Origin of the sequence: Flammeovirga sp. OC4 (assembly GCF_000812565.1) — a bacterium.
Classification (GTDB): Bacteria; Bacteroidota; Bacteroidia; order Cytophagales; family Flammeovirgaceae; genus Flammeovirga.
The window spans coordinates 38,179-60,506 of record NZ_JTAM01000029.1; the positions used below are offsets into that span (position 1 = coordinate 38,179).

Annotated in this window: 16 protein-coding genes; 6 read left to right on the plus strand and 10 right to left on the minus strand. The window is 35.3% G+C overall.

Features of this window, described 5'->3' with window-relative positions; translation table 11 throughout:
* Positions 1–196: 196 nt before the first annotated feature.
* Both PL77_RS16740 and PL77_RS16745 read right to left on the minus strand, forming a co-directional pair.
* The gene (locus PL77_RS16740) at positions 197–1,381 is read right to left on the minus strand and encodes a LysM domain-containing protein (RefSeq protein ID WP_044207709.1); all 1,185 of its coding nucleotides are present in this window, start codon (positions 1,379–1,381) and stop codon (positions 197–199) included.
* Between the two features lie 22 nt (positions 1,382–1,403).
* Positions 1,404–2,381 (minus strand): OmpA family protein, encoded by a 978-nt coding sequence (locus tag PL77_RS16745; RefSeq protein ID WP_082026597.1) that lies wholly within the window; start codon positions 2,379–2,381, stop codon positions 1,404–1,406.
* 197 nt (positions 2,382–2,578) lie between these two features.
* Here PL77_RS16745 and PL77_RS16750 point away from each other — a divergent pair, with 197 nt between their 5' ends.
* Positions 2,579–3,295 carry an OmpA family protein gene (locus tag PL77_RS16750; RefSeq protein WP_044207712.1) on the plus strand — a complete coding sequence of 239 codons (717 nt, stop codon included), beginning with the start codon at positions 2,579–2,581 and terminating at the stop codon, positions 3,293–3,295.
* Positions 3,296–3,401: 106 nt separating this feature from the next.
* Here the strand turns inward: PL77_RS16750 and glgX are convergent, their stop codons facing one another.
* The 4 genes from glgX to PL77_RS16770 form a co-directional block, all read right to left on the minus strand.
* Complete coding sequence (gene glgX / locus PL77_RS16755) at positions 3,402–5,480, minus strand: glycogen debranching protein GlgX (RefSeq protein WP_044207714.1); 2,079 nt, start codon at positions 5,478–5,480, stop codon at positions 3,402–3,404.
* 317 nt (positions 5,481–5,797) lie between these two features.
* On the minus strand, positions 5,798–7,117 hold the full coding sequence (murA, locus tag PL77_RS16760) for a UDP-N-acetylglucosamine 1-carboxyvinyltransferase (protein ID WP_044207715.1): 1,320 nt from the start codon (positions 7,115–7,117) through the stop codon (positions 5,798–5,800).
* A 151-nt stretch (positions 7,118–7,268) separates the two neighbouring features.
* Positions 7,269–7,901, minus strand: coding sequence for a peroxiredoxin family protein (locus tag PL77_RS16765; RefSeq protein WP_044207717.1), 633 nt, complete (start codon positions 7,899–7,901; stop codon positions 7,269–7,271).
* Positions 7,902–8,125: 224 nt separating this feature from the next.
* On the minus strand, positions 8,126–9,334 hold the full coding sequence (locus PL77_RS16770) for an isochorismate synthase (RefSeq protein WP_052444498.1): 1,209 nt from the start codon (positions 9,332–9,334) through the stop codon (positions 8,126–8,128).
* A gap of 293 nt (positions 9,335–9,627) precedes the next feature.
* On the opposite strand from PL77_RS16770, the gene PL77_RS16775 reads away from it, so the two are divergent.
* The 5 genes from PL77_RS16775 (at position 9,628) to PL77_RS16795 (ending at position 16,413) form a co-directional block, all read left to right on the plus strand.
* A complete protein-coding gene (locus PL77_RS16775; RefSeq protein ID WP_044207719.1) occupies positions 9,628–11,577 on the plus strand; it encodes a DUF885 family protein in 1,950 nt (649 codons plus the stop codon).
* 91 nt (positions 11,578–11,668) lie between these two features.
* Complete coding sequence (locus PL77_RS16780) at positions 11,669–12,424, plus strand: alpha/beta fold hydrolase (RefSeq protein ID WP_044207720.1); 756 nt, start codon at positions 11,669–11,671, stop codon at positions 12,422–12,424.
* Positions 12,425–12,591: 167 nt separating this feature from the next.
* Positions 12,592–13,263 (plus strand): CBS domain-containing protein, encoded by a 672-nt coding sequence (locus PL77_RS16785; RefSeq protein WP_044207722.1) that lies wholly within the window; start codon positions 12,592–12,594, stop codon positions 13,261–13,263.
* 2 nt (positions 13,264–13,265) lie between these two features.
* Positions 13,266–14,153 carry an NAD kinase gene (locus PL77_RS16790; RefSeq protein ID WP_044207725.1) on the plus strand — a complete coding sequence of 296 codons (888 nt, stop codon included), beginning with the start codon at positions 13,266–13,268 and terminating at the stop codon, positions 14,151–14,153.
* A gap of 118 nt (positions 14,154–14,271) precedes the next feature.
* Positions 14,272–16,413 (plus strand): M3 family metallopeptidase, encoded by a 2,142-nt coding sequence (locus tag PL77_RS16795; RefSeq protein WP_044207727.1) that lies wholly within the window; start codon positions 14,272–14,274, stop codon positions 16,411–16,413.
* 150 nt (positions 16,414–16,563) lie between these two features.
* On the opposite strand, the gene recQ is transcribed toward PL77_RS16795, so the two are convergent.
* From recQ to PL77_RS16815, 4 genes are all read right to left on the minus strand, one after another.
* Positions 16,564–18,738, minus strand: coding sequence for a DNA helicase RecQ (gene recQ, locus PL77_RS16800; protein ID WP_044207730.1), 2,175 nt, complete (start codon positions 18,736–18,738; stop codon positions 16,564–16,566).
* A gap of 385 nt (positions 18,739–19,123) precedes the next feature.
* Complete coding sequence (locus tag PL77_RS16805) at positions 19,124–20,176, minus strand: response regulator (RefSeq protein ID WP_044207734.1); 1,053 nt, start codon at positions 20,174–20,176, stop codon at positions 19,124–19,126.
* Positions 20,148–21,836, minus strand: a complete 1,689-nt coding sequence (locus tag PL77_RS16810; RefSeq protein WP_052444499.1) for an ATP-binding protein — start codon at positions 21,834–21,836, stop codon at positions 20,148–20,150. The genes PL77_RS16805 and PL77_RS16810 overlap by 29 nt, the downstream gene beginning before the upstream one ends.
* Before the next feature lie 14 nt (positions 21,837–21,850).
* Entirely contained in the window at positions 21,851–22,294 is a 444-nt protein-coding gene (locus PL77_RS16815) for a response regulator (protein WP_044207737.1), read from the minus strand.
* Between the last annotated feature and the right edge of the window lie 34 nt (positions 22,295–22,328).

Consider the following 22,328-nt stretch of genomic DNA (forward strand, 5'->3'; position numbering starts at 1 on the left):
TTTTGTTTGAAATGTAGGTAGTTGTTAAACCTAAAAGCAAAATTACGAAAGAGGTTAGTCAACCCCTAATTGAAAGAGCGTATTAACGTTCCTTTTGATTTTAAATGTTATTTTGAAGTAGCAATGTTGTATGCAACAAAGTATTTGTGAAGTTAGAATGTTTTGGACTTCCGTAAAAATAAGAGTATCAAATGGATTACTTTTCCATTTCGAACGGAAGGAAAATAGAATGTCCTTCTACAACTTGAGGATTAAATTGTTGAATAAGTTGAGTTCCCTCTTTTACATTATCATAATAAAGAGCGGCAATTTTTTTCAGCGTTTCACCTTTTTGCACTAGATGCGTACCTTTCACGGGTACAATAAACCAATTTTCACCCATTACCACTTTTGCTTCAATGGCTAGTGGATTGTAGATATTGAACTTGTCAGCGACTTGATTTCTGTCAAATTTGCTTCTTACATCTCTAAAAAGAGCATACATTCGGTATCTCTCACTGTCAAATGCATCAAAATTTCTTTCAGCGATAGACTGAGTATGTAATTTTTGATAGTTGTCGTAGGAGCGAATTTTATCATTCGCCTTACTCAACTGTTTTTGGAGTTGTGTGATTTCTTGTTGTTTGAGTGCAATCTCTTCATTCCAATTGGTTTTATTCTTATTGTACATAAAAATGACCAATAGTGTGAAGAGAACAAAACCAGCAAAGTTATAGATTGTATTACGTTGCTGATTAGGGTGAGCTAACCGTTCTGCTGCCTCTTTTTCAAAAGGAAATACCTCATCCAATACCTTCATCCTATCTCTGGAAGGCGTATTATCTCTTAAAAACTCACAAGGTAAAATAGTACAAATAGAGTTTTCGCCGGCAGGAGTGCCAGTGGAAAGTAGTTTTTCAGCAATCTCTTGAGGGAGAGAAGATCGAAATATCTCTTTTAAGATTTTAGGATCATTATCAAATAATAATTTGGAAGAAGCTAAAATCAATTGATCTTCTTCTTTGAGAAGGAAAGGAGTAGAAACAGAAGTAGCTTTGTGATGCGGAGGGGATAAAAAACGACCTTGTCTGAAGACGAATACTCGAATATTACCACTACGAGTGTGCCACATTCTACGGTCTTTGATGTAGACTAAAGCATAATGTGCACCAATATTTTCCTTGATTACTTTCGCGGCATTTTTTAAAGCCAATTGTGGTTTATGACTTTCTTTAAAGGCAGTGGAAATATTAAGTTCTTGTTCTGAAGTGATTGATTCATCAGTGTAAACGGTACCAATTTGTAAACTATCTTCACTAATATCATCAATCCAATGCTTGGAAACATCATCTTTTATTGCTGCGTAGCCTATCGTATATTTTTGTACTGTGTTGACGGTCATTCTAATGTTTAAAAAACGTAAGCTATCTTGTAGAACTTACTAAAAACAAATATTCCACTCTTCTGTTTTCAAGATGTTTTAAGTTAGAACATTTTACGTTATTCTTACATTCATTGAGCAAGAAGTTCTCACCAAAACCCTCTGTAAAGATTCTTTCAGAAGATATACCCTGTAAAATTAAGTAGTTTTTAATGGATTTGGCCTGTTCTTGGGAAATTTTTAGATTAAAATTGTCATCCCCCCTAGAATCAGTGTGGCACTCGATTTTAATATCAATATTTTCTTTTTCTTTCATCCTTTTTACAATTAACCCTAACTCCTCGTAAGCATCATCATTGATATTGGAAGTGTTGACTGTAAAAGGATAAACTTTAAATCGTCTTTTTTGATCTGAGGGAATATCGATAACCACTTTATTGGTGGCTTGATTCACCTCTATTCTATTCATATATAAAATATGATCATCTTGATTGATCACTTTTAGTATGTATCCTCCTTTTTTATCTAACTGAAAGTTGAAATCAAAAATTTTCTCTTTCAGGCTAATCACGGTATTTGAAGAGGGGTCAAATAAATCGATCTGATATTTATCTTTCTTATCCTGATGTAACTCACCGATCAGTTCGTAAATATTATCTGCTTTTCTTAATTGACAATTGATTTTGATTTTTTGTGTACCATGTGCTTCTTTAGCTAAGATGATGGCATTGTTTTCCATCTTCCATCCCTCTTTAAAACACTTAATCTGATAGTTGGAATGATTGTCTAAATGCAATTCAAATTTACCATCACGATCAGAGATAGTACTCTCTACAGGAGTGAGTAGTGTCATATTTTGTTTTTCTTCAAAAGAATAAACCACTACCTTTACGTTTTCAATACTTTTGGATTTATGTGAATAAACTACACCATGAACAGACACTTTATTACTTGCAAAACAATATGTACAAGTAAGTAAATAAAGAAAAAGAAAGCATTTCTTAAATATGGATCTATTCATTGTTAATCAATTTCATTGATTTTATTTATCTTTGTGAGCAAAATATTGATAATCTTATGTTTAGTTATTTTTCATTTGAGTAAGATTATTTTGAAGTTTAAACAACTTATTCTATCAACGAGCGTTAATAATTTGTATATTTGTTTTTAGAACTTCTAGATAATCAATATCTCTTGTGTGTTGATAAACTTACTGTTATGCGAATTACCAATCGTTTTTTATACCCACTCATCACTCTTTTCATCAGTTGCTTCGCTATTGTCTCAAATGCATCCGTAAAAGAGTATACCCTGAAAGGGCTCTACCTCGACAGTAGTACTGGTTTAACTGTTGAAGGTGTAAAAGTATGCGTAGTGAATACCAAAAGTGGTGCCAAGACAACTATTTATACAGATCAAGAAGGAAAATTTGTTTTGACATTAAATGGCGAATCAAACTTTACAGTTCACGGAACGAAAAAAAAATATTTTGATCAAAGAGTACATCATTTCTCTACAATAGGGAAAGATGAAACTGAAGTGATAGATGTAACCTATAGAATCAATGCGGTACAGTTAAATGTGCCTTATGTGTTAAACACCATAGATTTTGAAATCAATAGTGCTTTTGAAATAAAAAATAAAGATCAGATTGATGCATTGGGTGAAATCCTTGAAGATTTTCCTAAAGTAACATTATACATTACTGTCCATTCTGATTCAAGAGGCTCTGATGAATACAATATGGAGATGACAGCAAAAAGAGCAGAGTACATACGTGAACTTTTAATGGCAAAAGGACTGTCTTCTAATCGATTGGTTGCGAAGGGTGCAGGAGAGTCACAATTAGTCAATGAATGTGGGAATGGCGTAAAGTGTTCAAATCGAAAACATCTGCAAAACAGGAGGATAGAATTTTTGTTAGTGAGAGAGTAAAACCGAATTAAGAAAATAGTATAATAGAAAAAGCCAACTTGTGAATTATAATCGCAAGTTGGCTTTTTGTTCGCTCATTATTTTTAATGAAGCACTTTATTCTTTACTAGAAGGATTGTAGCACTACAATTGATCTTGGTGCTAAAGTATAATGACCAGGCACAATCAGTACCGCATCATCAAAATTAACAATGTCTTGAGGTGAAGGTAAGCCAGTATCAATCATACGTTTCCATTGTGTTTTTGTATTATTGATAGTAGGTTCAGGAATCTCGAAACTTAATGGCTCCCAATATGTATTGACCATGATATAAAGCTGTTCACCTGTATTGGGTGAAGTCAGCATGTAGCCAATAGCATGTGAGTTCCCTTTCCAATCTGGGTAGTCAAATTCTACACCATGCCATGAAATAATAGGTCTTCTGGCTCTCGCTTTAGAACTCCAGAATCGCTCTGTTTGGAAAACGCCGTGCTTAAGGTTGAATTGTATTAACTCTTTTACGAAGCGTAATGATTCGGCATTATTCTGAGGGTCGTTCCAATTGAACCAACTTAAACCGTTATCCTGACAGTAGGCGTTATTGTTACCATTTTGGGTTTTTCTGACTTCATCACCCATCAAAATCATAGGTGTCCCTTGAGAAAGAAGAAGTAGCGTAAAGAAGTTTTTAATTTGACGTTCCCTCAAATTATTGATTTGTGGAAGGTCCGTTAATCCCTCTTCTCCATGGTTCCAACTAAAGTTGTCATTACTACCGTCATTATTGTTCTCACCATTGTCAAGGTTATGCTTTTGGTTATAAGACACCAAATCATTCATGGTAAATCCATCATGACAAGTAATGAAGTTGATACTTCGGTTAGGGTCTCTTTGTTCTTGGTCTTGGAAAATATGATGAGAGCCTTCTACACAACCTGCAAAAGGACCAATTTGATCCATATCTCCTTTTACAAACCTTCTTAATACATCTCTATACACACCATTCCATTCGCTCCAACGGTCACCTACAAAGGAACCAACCTGATATAAACCTGCAGCATCCCATGCTTCAGCAATCATTTTTGTTCCTGCTAGAATAGGGTCCGATTCAATTTCCCATAAAATAGGAGGGTTTTCTAACGGTCTACCTTCTTCATCTCTTGAGAGGACGGAAGCCAAGTCAAAACGGAAACCATCAACATGCATTTCCGAAACCCAATATCTTAAAGAGTCCATGATCATTCTTCTTACCACAGAATGATTGGCGTTGAAAGAGTTGCCACATCCTGAGAAATCAAGGAACTCGTAGTTGTTGTTTTTGTCCGTAATATAATAAGTCGTGGCATCCAACCCTTTAAAGTTGATGGTTGGTCCTGCTTTAGGTCCCACTTCGGTAGTGTGATTGTATACTACGTCAAGAATTACTTCAATACCAGCATTGTGTAATGCTTTGACCATGTCTTTGAACTCTCTTACAGGGCTAGTCGGATCATTTTGATCCATGGCATAAGCGGAGTGAGGTGCAAAGAAATTGACAGGGCTATAGCCCCAATAGTTGATTCTATCTTTTGGTGCATCATGAGGGTCAAACTGATAGATCGGTAGAAGTTCCACAGCGGTGATACCTAACTCCTGTAGATAAGGGATTTTTTCAATCAGCCCTTTGTATGTACCTCTCATTTCATCCGAAAGACCTGAAGATGGATCTTTAGTAAATCCAGCCACATGCATTTCATAGATAATAGTTTTAGAATATGGTCTAGATAATGGTTTATCATCTTCCCAATCATACTTACTATCATCAATCACAATACTTTTTAAAGCGTGAAGGCAGTTGTCACCAGGTCTAATGGCTGCTTTTCTTGAATACTTATCATTCATGCAGACCGCTTTTGCATAAGGATCTACTAATACCTTGCTACCATCGTACCATTGTCCTTTTTCTGGAAGGAAATCTCCAAATGCTCTATAACCATATACTTGACCATGACCAACACCTTCAACAAATACATGCCAATAGTAGAAAGTTTTGTTGGTTTCGGGATTTAAACGTATTACGTGATAGGGTCTAGGGCTGTCCTTGTCTGCAAAAAGCAGTAGTTCGATTGCAGTAGCACCTTTAGAGTAAATACAAAAATTAGTACCTTTTTTCTTGACAGTAGCTCCAAGAGGATAACTGTTTCCTTTAGAATACTTCACACTCATCGCTATTCTTAATATTATATTTAGCCTTGAAGTTAATCAAATTTTTTAGAGCATGTTTGGATTATATATTTTAGAAGGGAAAATTTTTCATTTTAGGTTGTGATGAAATTAATTTCAAAGAAAATTGTGGTTCTATAGTTGATGAAATTAATCAAATCACGTTCTGAAACGGTGATTTTTCACTAAAAGAGATGTTTCAAACATGCTCTTAATATTTACAATTTGTTATTATTCAATGGTAAGTACACCCAAAAAAAAGAGGGATAAAGAAAAATTATATTTCCTTACCCCTCAGGTCTATTTCTTTAAAAAGAGAACTATCTTCTTTCGATATGAGCACCGATATTTCTCAAGCGCTCATCAATAAATTGATATCCTCTGTCAATTTGATCAATATTAGAAATCACACTTGTACCTTCAGCAGAAAGAGCGGCAATCAATAAGGCCTGACCTGCTCTAATATCTGGAGATGTCATCTGAATTCCTCTGAGTTTTGATTGACGATTCAAACCAATAACCGTGGCTCTATGTGGATCATTCAAGATGATTTGAGCTCCCATGTCAATCAGCTTATCGACAAAGAATAAACGGCTTTCAAACATTTTTTGGTGGACTAAAACAGTACCTTTTGCTTGAATGGCAGTCACTAAAACAATACTCAATAGATCGGGTGTAAATAATGGCCAAGGTCCATCTGCTACAGTTAATATTGAGCCATCAATAAAACGATCTAGTTGATAATGCTCTTGAGCAGGAATATAAATATCATCCCCTCTGAATTCCATCTGAATACCCAAGCGTTGGAATACCGTAGGAATTTGTCCTAATTCATCAATACGACAATTTTTAATTGTCAATTCTGATTGTGTCATGGCAGCCATACCGATAAAACTACCAATTTCAATCATATCAGGAAGCATGGTATGAGTAGTCCCTCCTAATTTTTCAACACCTTCAATCGTCAATAAGTTAGAGCCATAACCGCTGATATTGGCACCCATACGGTTCAGCATCTTACAAAGCTGTTGGATATAAGGTTCACATGCTGCGTTGTAAAGCGTTGTTTTACCTTTGGCCATTACAGCACCCATAATGATATTGGCAGTACCTGTTACTGAAGGTTCATCTAACAAGATATAAGTACCTTCTAAGTGAGTAGCATCGATCTCAAAGAAACCATCTTGAGTATAGTTGAACTTAGCACCTAACTTTTTGAATCCTAAAAAGTGAGTATCCAAACGACGACGACCAATTTTGTCTCCACCTGGCTTTGGAATTTTACCCTTTCCAAAACGGGCTAAAAGTGGTCCCAATACCATGATTGAACCTCTAAGTTTAGAAGCTTTTTCAGAATACTCTTTAGTTTGAAGGTGCTCAATATTGATGTCTCTTGCTTCAAATTCATAAGAACCTTCTCCTAATTTTTCAACTCTAACGCCTAGGTCAGCTAAGATGTCAATCAGTTTCATGACATCAATAATGTTAGGGATATTGTGAATAGTTACTTTATCTTCCGTAAGCAATACAGCACATAAAATCTGTAAAGCTTCATTTTTAGCTCCTTGAGGAATAATCTCACCACTTAATTGGTGGCCTCCTTCTACAATAAATTCTCCAGCTCCTATTGATGCAGACATACTCTTATAATTTATATTTTGTACTTAACCTGTTGGCAAGTAGATTTTTAGTCTTTGATAAAAAAGGGTGACTTATTAAAAATAAAACGAGTTACCTTATAAATAAAAGTAACTCGCTTCAATATTACGCAATTCAATATAAAAATTCTATTTATTCTTGATTCAATGCGTTAATAATTGCCGTAGGACTCATTCTATTAGAATATCGAGGGTCGTATTGCATTGCTATAATTTTTTGATCTTGCCCCACAATGTAGGTTGCCGGTACAGGAAGAGAAGCCTGTTTGATGGCATTATTGGCCGCAATATCAGTAAACATAAACGTCTTAATTTTCTTCTGATATTTTTCAGTGACCTGGAATGTCACTTTATAACTATTCATGATGTCTAATTCTTGGTCTGTGATCATAGGAAAAGTGAATCCTTTCTTTTTTGCAAAAGCATCTAAACTTTCTTTTTCTTCAGGACTGACCATAATAATTTGTGCTCCTGTTGCAGTAATGTAATCTAATGAATCTCTGATACTTTTAAGATGCTTATAACAAGATGGACACCAACTTCCCCTAAAAAAGTTAATGACTACAGGACCTTCTTTTAGCATTTCTGATAATTTTCTTTTTTTACCATCTTGATCTACACCTTCAAAATCAGGTGCAAAATCACCTACTTTTAATCCAGGTTGTAAAGTTTCTACTTCAATGCCATATTTTTTGTAAATATCTTTTTCTTGTCCAAGAACAAAAGTGCTTATGCTAAGCAATAGTGATAAGATGATGTATTTCATAGATTTAAATAATAAGGTGCATTAGTATGTGATATCGGATACTAAGGCTAAAAAGTGATTAATTTGGTAATTAGTCTCTTTAAAACTTAGATCCTTACACATTATTGTATTTTAAAGACAATTAAAAAGAGGGGTGTTGACACAAGCGACTTATAAACAATAAGAAAGCCCTATCAAAAAATTGGATAGGGCTTGAAATATTATTGATGACAGTTGAGCACAAATTAACCATTCAAGTGCTTCAACATCGTATCCATTTTTATCTCGGTTTCTTTCCATTCCTTTTCAGGATCAGAGTCACATGTAATACCTGCTCCGGCGTAAAGTAATGCATGATCTTCAAAAAGCTGCAGGCATCTTAGGTTTACAAACAAATGATCTCTGTTTTGAATTCCTACTGGCCCGATGTACCCACTGTATAAAGAGCGGTTGTATTTTTCATTTTCCAAAATGAACTGAGTGGCAATTTCTTTTGGCATGCCACATACCGCAGAAGTAGGATGAAGTAATTTGAGCATTACAGTCCCTAATTGAGGAAAATTGGTAGCTTTAGTATCTACTTTGAAGTCCGTTTTAAGGTGAAGGAGGTGAGCCGCAGCAACTGTTCTAGGGCCTTTCTCTTCAAATTCTCTTAATCTTATTTTCTTAAAACAATTTATGATATATCTGCTAACCAAAGCTTGTTCTTCAATTTCTTTACTTTTCCAAGAGGCATCTTTAGGTAACATACCATTACTTGCTTGAGTACCGGCTAATGCTACGGTTTTGAATATTCCATTTTCATCCATGCTTATAAGCGTTTCTGGAGAAGCACCCATCCAAAGCCCTACATTAGGGAGGTAGCACATTGAAACAAATGCATTGGGATACGCTTCACAAAGGCGATGGAAAAACTCAATAGGAGAAAAGTCTTCTTTTAAAGGAGCTTCTTTCGTTCTGGATAAAACGACTTTCAAGAATTCATCATTGTTCATCGCATCAACGCTTTCTTGAACAATGGTGGTGAAATGCTCTTTAGAAGTTGGTGGGAAATGTGTTTTGAGCATCTGTTTTTTCCAACGGTTTTTATGCTCTTTGTAATCAAAACGACTGAGTGTGCTTTCAATCTTCAGTTTCGTTTCAAAGTCATAATCGTTAGAAAACTCAATTTGAGCTAAATCAGAATTATAGTAAATATCGGCAGGAATAAGGTAGGCTTTGTCTTCTTTGTCTTGGAAAGGTCTGGCAAGAAAACCTTTAGGTAACTCTTCCAAGTCAACCTCAACCCTTAATGCTTCTTTTTGTAAAGATACCACTATTTGTTGAGAAGCCTCTTGAGGCATTTTCCAAGCAGCAAAAGGTTGTCCACTATCCAACGCTGTCCCAAGCACCTCATCAAAATGAAGAGGAGCATTATTCACTTTCGTAATCTTCTGATCCACTCTTTTTTCCAAATCTGTTCTGTTCTTTTACGGTTAAGTATGAAGGTAAAAGTAAATGAAATTTGCGTGAATGAATCACGGTTCACACTCAAACTTCCCCCTAGTACTTTAATGAATAACTAAAAAATGAAGGATATAGTTATAATCATTTAGTATTTATTAGCCTAGTATTTGCAAATGTATTAGAATTAGGTCGATTTTTGCCTATGGCAAGAGAATAAACTTGTTAAAAAAAGGTAGTTCATGGCTTCAATTTTGTTAGGATAACCTTTTGGATCAAATACAAAATACTGCACTTCACTACAATGAACAATTATAAACTCAATAAGGCTTACAGGAAGTATTACCTCACAAAGGTAAAAAAGCATTTCCTTATGAAATGGGCAGGGTACCTTAAGGTACTTGTAATTATTGGGGTTTTGTCAGTAGTAGCAGATAGAGTAAATGTTTGGTACTTTAAACCCTCCAAATTATACACTCTTTTGGACCGTTTCTTCTATGATTATGCTAAAGAACACCCTGAAGTATTGACCCGAACAAAAGCTTTTAAGTGGCCTTATATTACGAATGAATCCGAGAGTAGATTGAATGATGTCTCTACTTTTCAGGTGGAATATGATTCGTTGTATGTTCAGAAAGAATATGAGTTTTTAGATCGCTATGATTTAAAAAATATGACGGAAGAGGAACGTTTGTCCGCTCAGACATTTCGTTATTTGATAGAACAAGAGATACTAGAAAAATTACTTTTTAAGAACACAAAATACCCAATAGATCATACCTCTGGTATACAAGTGCAACTACCACTTCTGATGTTGAATTGTCATACCATTAATGATATAAGTGATGCTAAAAATTACATTAGCAGACTTATTGATGCTCAAGATAAAATAGCAGAACTTATAGCAGGTAACCGATTAAACCCGACGGGAGAATACGCTGAAATTACGACCAAAAACATTCTTTATAGAAGGCAAGGTGAAACATTAGAAGAATGTATTCATCATTTTCATATCAATGAAGGTCTGACAATACCTCCCAAAAGTGTCTTGAAAAGGGTAAGAGAACAACTACAGGTGTTTTTAGAGCAAGGTGTAGAGGACAATATCTTTTTCAAAGATTTCATGGCCAAGTTGGATCAGGTGAACAATGAAGAATTGATAAACAATCGTTCGGAATTAAAATATGAACTCAAAAAAGCAATTGAAGGAGCTATAATTCCTTCATTTGATGCCTTATATAGAACCGTTGCAGAATTGGAAATGCAAGCTCCTGAAGAGATTACAATGCTACAGTATCCTCTTGGAGAGATGTACTATCAGCATAGTTTAAGGAATAAATTAGGAATGAATGATGCCCATCTTGATTTTAAATACCGACCAAAGAATTTATACTTTTTAGGGAAAAACCTTCTTCATAAAGAAACAGCAAGATTACATCAGATGTTGGCAGAAATAGGAGCGAAAGAAGGAACACTGAGAGAAAAAATCGATTCATTATATGAAGAGCAAAAACTAATTACACCTACTGAATATAGAAAACAATTTGAAGAGATATTTCTTCAGACACCTACATTGTTTACAACACAAAAGCCAGTGGAATTTACACAACTACCGCCTGTAGTTGCTACTACTTTTTTTGAGCCTTTACATTATGAAGGGAGTTATGATAGGAGTAGGTATGGTAAGGTGTACTTCTCAGATTCAGTGAGCTTTTACAACAAGGTGGTTTTAAAACCAACGGCTATTTGTCTTTCTGCTTTAAATCAATGGAGTAGTTTTAAGGTTACAAACCAAAGTTTACCTTTTTTTAGAAGGGGATTAACGTTTCGCTACCTCGAAGAGTTTTGGAAAAATGTCTACTTAAACGGTTATTATAACAATGCTTCATTGGAAGAAAAGATACAATACCAACTATGGAAAGTACATAATTTGGTATATATGGTATGTGACTTAGGTATACATCATTATTTGTGGACCAAAAAGGAAGCTGTGGAGTATGTCATTGAAAAATCTATATTAACAAAACGTGAAGCGGAGAATATTGTTGACTTATCTTCCTCTTCAATAGGTGAAGGAGTGGCAAGAGGTTTTGGAATGCACCTATTTGAAAGTTATCTTGTAAAAAAAGGAGAGCAGTTTGGTAGTCAGGATGTTATAGATGAGTTAAAACCGCTCTTTTTAGAAGGTGCAGTTTCTTTTTCAGAATTTGATAAATTAATATTTGCAAATAAATCTGAAAATAAGATGAAGTAATTTTTAAACATGCATTTTATATGCATAAAGGTCAAATTTAATCTTATCTTTGCACGTATTTTCGAAATAACGATTACAGTTAAGTACAAATATGAGTCTTACAATTAAAGAAAAGCACGGGTTTAGTTATATAGATGAAGGAGAGGGTGAAGTATTGATCCTGTTACATGGGCTTTTTGGAGCTTTGAGTAACTGGTCTGAGGTGTTGAGTTACTTCTCTGGACGTTACCGTGTGATCATTCCAATGCTTCCGATTTATAGTTCACCAAGAAATGAATCAAATTTAGAAGGATTGGTCGCTTATACTGAAAAGTTTGTAGAGGACTTTGGATTAACAAAGTTTTCTTTATTAGGAAATAGCTTAGGAGGTCACGTTTCTTTGTTATTTACTTTAGCAAACCCAGATAAGGTAGAGAAACTAATTCTTACGGGTAGTTCGGGACTTTATGAGTCTGGTATGGGCTTATCATACCCTAAAAGAGGTAGTTATGAATTTATTAAGGATAGAGTTGGTTATACTTTCTATGATCCTGAAGTAGCAACAAAAGAACTTGTTGACGAGGTGTTTGAAGTGACTTCTGACAGTGCAAAGTGCTTGAGAATTGTTTATTATGCAAGATCAGCACAAAAACACAATCTTAGAGACGAGTTAAATGATATCAAATGCCCTACATTGTTGATTTGGGGATTGAATGATACAATTACACCTCCATCAGCAGGACACGAATTCAACAGACGAATTCCAAACTCTGAATTGCATTTTATTGATAAGTGTTGTCATGTTCCAATGATGGAACATCCAAATAGATTCAACATGTTAGTGGATGATTTCTTGAGAAATAACTAACAATAATGTAGTTTAGAGAAACCTTCAAATAATTTCTCTAAATTTACAAAGGGAATTTAGAATAGTGTTGATAACTATTCTCAGATTGGGAGGTAAAAATTGGTGAAAATCAATGGTTTATCTCCCATTTTGTTTATAATTATCGTTAGAATTAAAAAAACGATGGTATGCAGATAGCAAAACAGTTAATTTCACAAACATTACCCAGTATTGATCCAGATACAACTTTAGAATGTGTGTTTACTTATTTTGAGGAAAACAATATTCAATCTCTTCCTGTAGTGAAGGATGACAGGTACCTGGGATTAGTGGTAGAAAGTGACTTTTTTGACCTTAACATAAATGAGGGCGTGAAGTCTGTGAAGCTACCATTGTCTTATGAGGAAGCATCTGTACTACCTGCTACCCATCTCTATGATGTATTAAGAGTAGTAGACGAGTTTGATATTGAAATTGTACCAGTGGTAGACAAAGAAGGGAAATACCATGGTTCGATTGTCGTAGAGGAGATGATGAACGAGTTGGCAAGAATGCATGCTGATCAGATATTGGGAAATATCGTGGCTTTGCGTATTGAAGCCATTCATTATTCGTTGGAGGATTTGAGCCGATGGGTCGAATCGAATAACGTGAAAATCTTAAGTGCATTTGTAGAATCTGACCCTGATGACCCCCAAATGGTCATCGTTACTTTAAAATTAAATAAAGTAGAAGTGGATGCTGTAATTGCTACTTTTGAACGTTTTAATCTGAATGTGATCTATTCTTCAACATTTACTGAAGGAAAAGATGACAGCAAAGACAGATTGGATAATCTATTAAGGTATTTAGAACTTTAAAAATGATAATTGCATTACATAGCCGTAAGCTAGAAACTGAACGCAGCAAATTTATTATTGATTCCATAAAGTATATTATTGATAAAGTAGAAGTGGAATTAGTGATTTCTGATGCCTTAGCTCCTTATTTGGAGAAAATAGAACCAGAATTATCTCGTGGATTAAAAGTTTTTAGTAACACCGAATCACTAAGAGGGGTAGACTTTATGATTTCTATTGGTGGAGACGGTACATTACTTCAGGCTTTGACTTATGTGCAAGAGCTTGAAATCCCAATTGTGGGGGTAAATGCAGGTCGACTAGGGTTCTTGGCTTCTATTCAAAGAGAAAATTTTCAAACTACTATAGATGCTTTAATCAATGGTTATTATTCCATTGAGGAAAGAACAATGCTTGCATTGGTCAGTGATAGAGAGGACCTTTTTGGAGGGATCAAATTTGGGCTTAACGAATTCACGATCTTGAAGAGAGATACTTCTTCTATGATTGTAGTTCATACTTATTTAAACGGAGAGTACTTAAACTCTTATTGGGCTGATGGTCTGATTGTATCTACTCCATCTGGCTCAACAGGATATTCATTGAGTGTAGGAGGACCGGTGGTAATCCCAGGTTCGGAAAACTTTATTATTTCACCTGTATGTCCTCATAACCTCAATGTAAGACCACTCATTGTATCAGACAGTAGTATTATTTCTTTTGAAATTGAGGGACGAAGTAAAAACTTCTTAGTATCTCTTGATTCAAGATCTGAAGCCGTAGATGCAACCATTCAATTAGCCGTGAAAAAATGTCCATTTAAAGCCAAATTAGTGAAAATTGGTGGACAAGATAACTTTTTAGATACCCTAAGGAAGAAATTAAACTGGGGACTGGATAATCGAAACTAAAGATGTTTTTAAGCTTGAAATGGGAAACAGAGTAAAGCGGAATAAATCGTCTAAAACGAGTGTGTACTAATTTAAACCGGTACTCACATTACATACAACAACAATTCAATTTATCGAAATGAGACAACAATTTCAATCATTATTTGGAATAGGAGTGCTGATGTGCATCTTCTTTTCCTGCACACCAAAACAACAAGAAGAAGTACAATTGACATCTAAAAATCCATTATTACAAGAGTGGGAAGGCCCATATGGTGGAGTTCCAGCTTTTGACAAAATGCAATTAAAAGATCTTCAAGGGGCCATTGAAGAAGGTATGGCAATGAAGTTGAAAGAACTTGATGTCATCGCCAATAACCCTGAAGCTCCAACTTTTGAGAATACAATTATTCCTTATGAAAAATCAGGAGCTCCGTTAGAAAGAGCTTTCACTTATTATGGAATTTGGAGAAGCAATGTTTCTTCACCTGAGTTGAGAGAAATCGCTAAAAAATTAGCTCCGAAGATTTCTGATTATTCTTCTAAAATTAAACAAAACGAGAAACTTTTCAAGCGTATCAAAGCAGTGTACGAGGCTTCTCAAAAAGAACCTTTAGAAGAGGAAGCACAAAGAATTGTAGACTTGATCTACACTGGTTTTGTGATGGATGGTGCTGATCTGGATGCTGAAAAGAAAAAGCAATATGCTGCTATTGATAAACAATTATCTTCATTATACAACTCCTTCTCCAATAACGTATTGGCAGATGAGGAAAATTATGTTGTGTATTTGAAGAAAAATCAACTAAGTGGCCTTCCTGAATCATTTGTAAAGTCAGCAGCAAAAACAGCTGAAGAAAAAGGTCATGCAGGTGAGTATGCGATCACAAACACAAGATCTTCGATGGAGCCTTTCTTAATGTATTCAGATGAGAGAGACTTAAGAAAGCAGGTTTGGACGAACTACATCAAAAGAGGTGATAACAGAGACGAACACGATAACAATAAAATCATCGCTGAAATTCTTCAATTAAGAGATGAAAGAGTAGCTCTATTGGGTTATGATAATTATGCTACTTGGAGATTGCAGAACAGAATGGCAAAAACGCCTGAGAATGCAATGGACTTGATGGAGAAAGTATGGGCGGCTTCTACCGCTAGAGTAAAAGAAGAAGTGGCCGATATGCAAAAAGTAGCGGATAAGCGTGGTGATAAAATCACTATTGAACCTTGGGACTACCGCTATTATGCTGAAAAAGTACGTAAAGCAAAGTATGACTTAGATTCTGATGAGGTAAAACAATACCTTCAATTAGAAAAGTTAAGAGAGGCAATGTTCTTCGTAGCAGGTGAGTTATTTGAATTTGACTTCAAAGCTGTTGAAAAAGGGAAAGTACCGGTATTCCATGAAGATGTGAGAGTATGGGAGGTATTGGACAAAACTTCAGGAGATATTATTGGTTTATGGTACTTGGACCCTTACGCACGTAAAGGTAAGCGTTCAGGAGCATGGGCTACCACTTATAGAAGCTTTACTTCTTACCAAGGAGAGAAAATCGTATTGGCTTCTAATAACTCTAACTTTATCAAGCCTGCACCAGGTGAGGTATCATTAGTATCATGGAGTGATGCTGAAACATTCTTCCATGAGTTTGGTCACGCACTTCACTTCTTATCGGCGAATGTAAAGTATCCTACATCAAACAGTGGCGTGAGAGATTATACAGAGTTCCAATCGCAACTATTAGAGCGTTGGTTATCTACTGATAAAGTAATCAATGGTTTCTTAACGCATCAAAAAACAGGTAAGCCAATGCCTAAATCATTAGTGAAGAAAATTGAAGCAGCAGCTTCGTTCAACCAAGGTTTCAACACTACAGAATACTTGGCTTCAGCATTAATGGATATGAAATATCATACTGTTGATCCTACAGGAATTGATCCAGTGAAATTTGAGAAGGAAACATTGACATCACTTGGAATGCCTAAAGAGATTGTGATGCGTCACCGTTCAACGCAATTCGGTCACGTCTTCTCAGGTGAGGGATATGCTGCAGCTTACTATGGCTATTTATGGGCAGACGTTTTAACTTCAGATGCTGCTGAGGTTTTCGCGAATGCACCTGACGGTTTCTATGACAAGGAAGTAGCAGACAAATTAGTGAAATACTTATTTGCTCCAAGAAATGCGATAGAACCTGCCAAAGCTTATAGACTGTTTAGAGGCAGAGATGCTCATATTGAAGCACTCATGCGAGATAGAGGTTTTCCAACGAAATAATATTTTAGCAGTTATACAATTTCAAACGTGTAACTGCTTATTGTATATTTAGCGTTAGGCAGGATAAACAATAAAAAGAAAGAGGGAAGAGAAAGTTTAAATTTAAAACTTTCTCTTCCCTCTTATTTCATATATCCTTTATTGAAAGAATTACATTGCCACCTCAGACAAGAATTTTACTCTCACTAGGCGAATTTCATCCTCACCGATGTCCTCATCCAATTCATCATAAGCATCGTCCAATTCGTCCGTTTCAGCACTCATGAAGTAATCATAGATTTCATCCAATCGTTCCTCATCCATGATCGTATCGATATAATAGTCGAGATTCAGTTTAGTTCCCGAATCCACGATATTTTCGATTTCATCTAGCACATCATCAAAAGATATTTTTAATGACTCAGCGATGTCTTCAATATCCTGTTTACGGTCGATTTGCTGAATGATAGCAATCTTTGCTTTAGACTTGTTGACAGTACTTTTGACCACTACATCTTTAGCCGTAGTGATTTCGTTCTGCTCCACATAATCTTGAATGATGTCTAGGAATGGCTTGCCAAATTTCTTTGCTTTACCTGCACCAACACCATTGATTTGCATCAATTCTTCGTTAGTCACAGGGTAGGTAGTTGCCATTTCTTCCAAAGAAGGTTCTTGGAAGATCGCATAAGGAGGAATACCTTTTTGATGAGCGATTTTCTTTCTTTTCGCTTTCAGAATATCAAAAAGCTCCTTGTCAAATGCATTGGTTACCACAGCTTCCTCATTGAGAGCTTCCAATTCAGAAGGCCATTGGTAATCCTGAGTATATTCTATATCAAAAGGACGTTTTTCAAAATCCTTTCCTTTTTCTGTAATACGGATGATTGTAATTTGATCAACATCCTTCGCTAAGAAGCCATTAATCATCGATTGACGGATGATAGACTCCCAATGTTTGTTATCAAACTCACTTCCTTTACTGAAAGACTTTAAATCAAAATGATTGTAGCTTTCCACATAGTCTGTACGAGTACCTGTAAGTACATCACAGATATGCTCAATACCAAAACGTTCTTCGGTTTCCTCAACTGCTTTTAAGGCTAGTAAAATCTGATCTTTAGCATTGAATGAAGAATGCTTCGCTTTACAGTTATCACAGTGCCCACAATTTTCTTCAACATGTTCACCAAAGTAGTGAAGTAATTGCTTGGTTCTACAGACAGAAGAGTAAGCATAGTAGCTCATTTCCTGAAGGAGGATATGTACATTTTCTCTCTCTGTAATTGATTTATCTTTATGGAATTTTTCCAATTTTGAGATGTCTTCAGGACTGAAGAGCATCATACAGTAAGATTCCAATCCATCTCTACCGGCTCTACCTGTTTCTTGGTAATACCCTTCTAATGATTTTGGAGCATCATAGTGTACTACAAAACGAACATCAGGTTTGTCAATACCCATACCAAATGCAATTGTGGCTACAATCACATCGCAATCTTCGTTCAAGAAGGCATCTTGATTGCCCATCCTCAGAGAAGATTCCATACCAGCGTGATAAGGAAGAGCATTAATACCATTGATTCTCAAAAACTCCGCTACTTCCTCTACCTTTTTACGGCTGAGACAGTAGATAATTCCTGATTTGTTCTGATGTTTTCTAATGAACTTGATCAGCTGTACCTTAGGGTCTTTCTTGGGGTGAATTTCATAAAATAAGTTGTCCCTATGGAAAGAAGATAAGAAGATGTTGGCATCTTCCATTCTAAGGTTTTTCTGAATATCTGCTCTTACTTTAGGAGTAGCTGTTGCAGTAAGTGCAATGATTGGCAAGTCGCCAATTTCTTCTATAATTTGTTTTATCCTTCTGTACTCAGGCCTAAAATCATGTCCCCACTCAGAAATACAGTGAGCTTCATCAATAGCGATGAAAGAAATATTGGACTGTTTTAGAAGTTCAATATTATCAGGTTTTGTTAATGATTCAGGAGCAACATAAAGCAGTTTCGTCTTTCCCTCCAAAGTCTCTTTCTTCACCCTATTTGATTCGCTTTTACTTAATGTTGAATTAAGAAAGCTAGCATTAACTCCTAAAGCCTGAAGTTGATCTACTTGGTTTTTCATTAATGCGATTAAAGGAGAAATCACAATTGTGGTTCCTTCTTTCATTACCGCGGGTAACTGATAACAAAGAGATTTTCCAGCACCAGTAGGCATAATTACAAAAGTATTTTTGCCATCTAAAATATGCTGTATAATCATTTCCTGGTTTCCACGGAACTGATTATAACCGAATACCTCCTTTAATTTATCTTTTAACGGTGATTGTACATTCGTACTTGCCATATGCTATTTCAAAATAAATTATCTATATAAGATGTATAAATAATTGGATGCTTTAAAAATTCTGTGTCTGTATAGATGAATACTAAAAGTATTGTAGCTTCAATCCTATTGTTTATATGAATATACAAAAACACTATTAGTTTTCATAGTAGTTATTCGTAACCAAATTATAATAGATGCTATTGTTATTTCAATATTCAAGCCCTCAACATTGAAGGTGAGAATATTATGATAATTCTGAATAAGATTACAAATAGAAAAAATCCAATAAAATATACTTCTGTTCCAACTTTAGTAATGTAATATTACAAAAAAAGCCTACATTTTTTCAATGTAGGCTTCTTAAATATTGGTTGAAATATCAATATTGGCTGTTAATCAAGGACTAATGACTTAATCTTTCTAACCTTGGTAAATTGATAATTGTGATATTCTTATCCTTGATCTCAATCAATTTTTCGTCTTTAAAATCAGATAAAGTACGAATCAATGTTTCTTTTGCAGTACCCACGATTTTCGCCAAGTCATCTCTTGTGATTGACATTCTTTCGTTTGGTCCTTGTTGATAACGCTTATCCAATTGAAGTAATACTTCAGCAACACGTTGTCTCACCGAACCGTAAGCTAGTTTTAATAGCTTTTCTTCTTGTTCGATGACTTCTTTCGTAAGTAGCTTAATGAAAGCATGTGAAACGTCTCTGTTATTGTGGATTAATGAGAAGAAATCTTCCTTAGGGATCATGGTGATTTCACATTCCTCTAGTACCATTGCACTTTCAGGGTAAGTGACATCTTTCAATAAAGCCACATAACCTAAAAACTCACCAGGACCGTGAATACCTGTGATGTATTCTTTACCGTCTTCGTTTGTTTTATAAGTTTTTACTTTACCGCTTACGATCTGTAAAAGTGCGTTTGGATGATCTCCTTCATAAAACAATACACTTTTCTTTTTGTAAGTACGTGATTTTCTATTTTCAGAAAGTTTATCCAAATTATTCATTCCTCTAGCATCGCTGATAAATGAATCAAACCCTTCAGGAGATTGCTCATAATGCTTACGAACAGTATCTGATTTTTTCAATCGGCTTTCAATTGCATCAAGAAGCTCAACATCATCAAATGGTTTAGCAATGTAGTCATCAGCACCGTGGCTCATTCCTTTTCTGAAATCCGTTTTTTCAGCTTTAGCTGTTAAGAAAATGAAAGGAATACTAGCAGTATTAGGGTCTTTAGATAAAGCAAACAATACACCATAACCATCTAATTCAGGCATCATAATATCACAAATAATCAAGTCGGGGCTTGATGTTCTTGCTTTTTCAACGCCTACCTTACCATTGTCAGCTGTAATTACTTCGTAATTTGATAATTCTAGAATTTCCGACGTGTTTTCACGCATTTCTAAATTATCCTCTATCAATAGTATTTTTTTCATTTGGAATAAACTTTTTCGGTATTTTAATTGAGAATGTTGTACCCACGTCTTCTTTACTCTCGAAGGAGATTGAGCCATTCAGCATTTCTATATATTTCGTCACGATATTGAGTCCAAGGCCAGTCCCTTGAATATTGATTGCATTTTCAGCTCTAAAGAATCGATCAAATAGGTGAACTTGATCTTTCTCTGGAATTCCCATCCCTTCGTCTTTAATGCTCACACGTAGCTCATTTTCGTCTATGCATGAATCTACCCAAATCCTATCTCCAATACCAGAGTATTTGATGGCGTTTGATAGTAAATTTATAATAATATTTTTCAGAATCTGAGGGTCAGTTTTAAACTGAGAAATTCCCTCATGATTAATGATAATTTTTTGTCCTTGTTTAGTAACAGAAGACATTTCATCGCACAAGTTTTCAATGTAAGAATCTATATCTATCGTAGATTGATGTACAAATGCCTTACCTTCCTCTAATTTACTAATAGAAAGGAAATCATTCAAGATTTGTGTAAGATTATTAACGCTTGACTTGATACGTTTGATGTGTTTCTCTTTTTTCTCCTCGTGTTCCGGTAAATTGTAGCGGGAAATCAGTGAAACAGAAGACATTATTGTGCTAAGAGGAGTTCTGAATTCATGTGAAGCCATAGATACAAATCTACTCTTCAGCTCATTCAGTTGACGCTCCTTGGTCAAAGCTTTGCGTATCTCTTCTTCTGCTTTAGTTTGTTGTGTGATATTGAGCATCACAACAAGTACTTGTTTTGTTTGCTGTCTACTATTCTTGATCGGTACAATGATCGTAGAGTAGTTGAGATTTTTATATTTAAATTCAAAAATAACTTCTTCTCCCGTGTTGATGACACCCTGTGCGAGTTTGAAACATTTTTGATATTCTTCTATTCTTGAAGGGTCATTTTCTGATAAGAACTTAAAGAACTTAGCACCAACAATGCGATCGGCATCTAAATCCAAATCTTTAAAACCAGTACCATCAGCAAAAAGATAATTTAAGTTTTCATCTAATACCGAGATCAGCCCATAAGGGAAATTATGAGCAATGATTTTATAAATAGCCTGACTTTTTACAAGTTCTTCTTCTGCTTTTTTACGTTCGAAGATCTGAAGCTCCAAGTCTTCGTTAGAGCGTTGCAAGGTTTTGATTGCATTGTCCAACTGACGAGTTCTATCTTGTACTCTCTGCTCCAGTTTTTCATTCAGCTCTTGAATGTGGTTTAAATGCTTACTGTGCAGTATACTGTGACGAATAGCTCTTTCCAGTTGTTGAGGTGTGATTTGTCCTTTTACAAGGTAATCTGATGCACCTGCCACCATGGCTTGTTCATCGACTTTCACATCTCCTTGTCCTGTCAACAGTATAAATGGTTTAAAAGGGTGGTCTTTTAGACACTCAATGATAAGGTCTAATCCACTTTTAGCACCTAAAAGATAATCTACAATGTAGACGTCATGGTTTCCTTCACTAACGATTTCAACAGCATCGTCATAGTTAGCGACCCAATCAAGCTCATAGCTTCTGAAAGGTATATCATCCAGTACATCTTCGGTAATGATATAATCATCTTCGTCATCATCGATGAGAAGCACCTTCACTATTTGATTATGCGGATCAGTATGTTGTGAAAAAGGCATAAATTCTAAAACTATTAATGAGGTAATCTTACCACTTGAAACCAATACTTGTTGAGTGATTCAACAACTTCAACCATGGATTCAAAAGTTACCGGCTTAGTAATAAACGAGCTGACCCCTAAGTTATAAGTTTTTATGACATCTTCTTCATCATTTGAAGTTGTTAATACAACTACAGGTATTTTTTTTAGGTGAACGTTATCTTTAATCTCTTTTAAGCACTCTCTACCGTCTTTTTTCGGCATATTCAAGTCCAATAGAATGAGATCTGGAGTTGGAAATTTTTTGTTGTCGCTGAATTTTCCAGAGTTTTGTAAATAGTCCATTAGTTGTTCTCCATCTTCAACAAATTGAAGTTGAACAGAAAGGTTACTGGCTTCAAAGGCTTCTTCAAAAGCTTCTTCGGTGAGCATACGATCTTCTGGATCATCATCAGCGTAAAGAACGGTAGTTGTCATGAATACTCTATTATTAAGTGTAAAAAATCTGAAA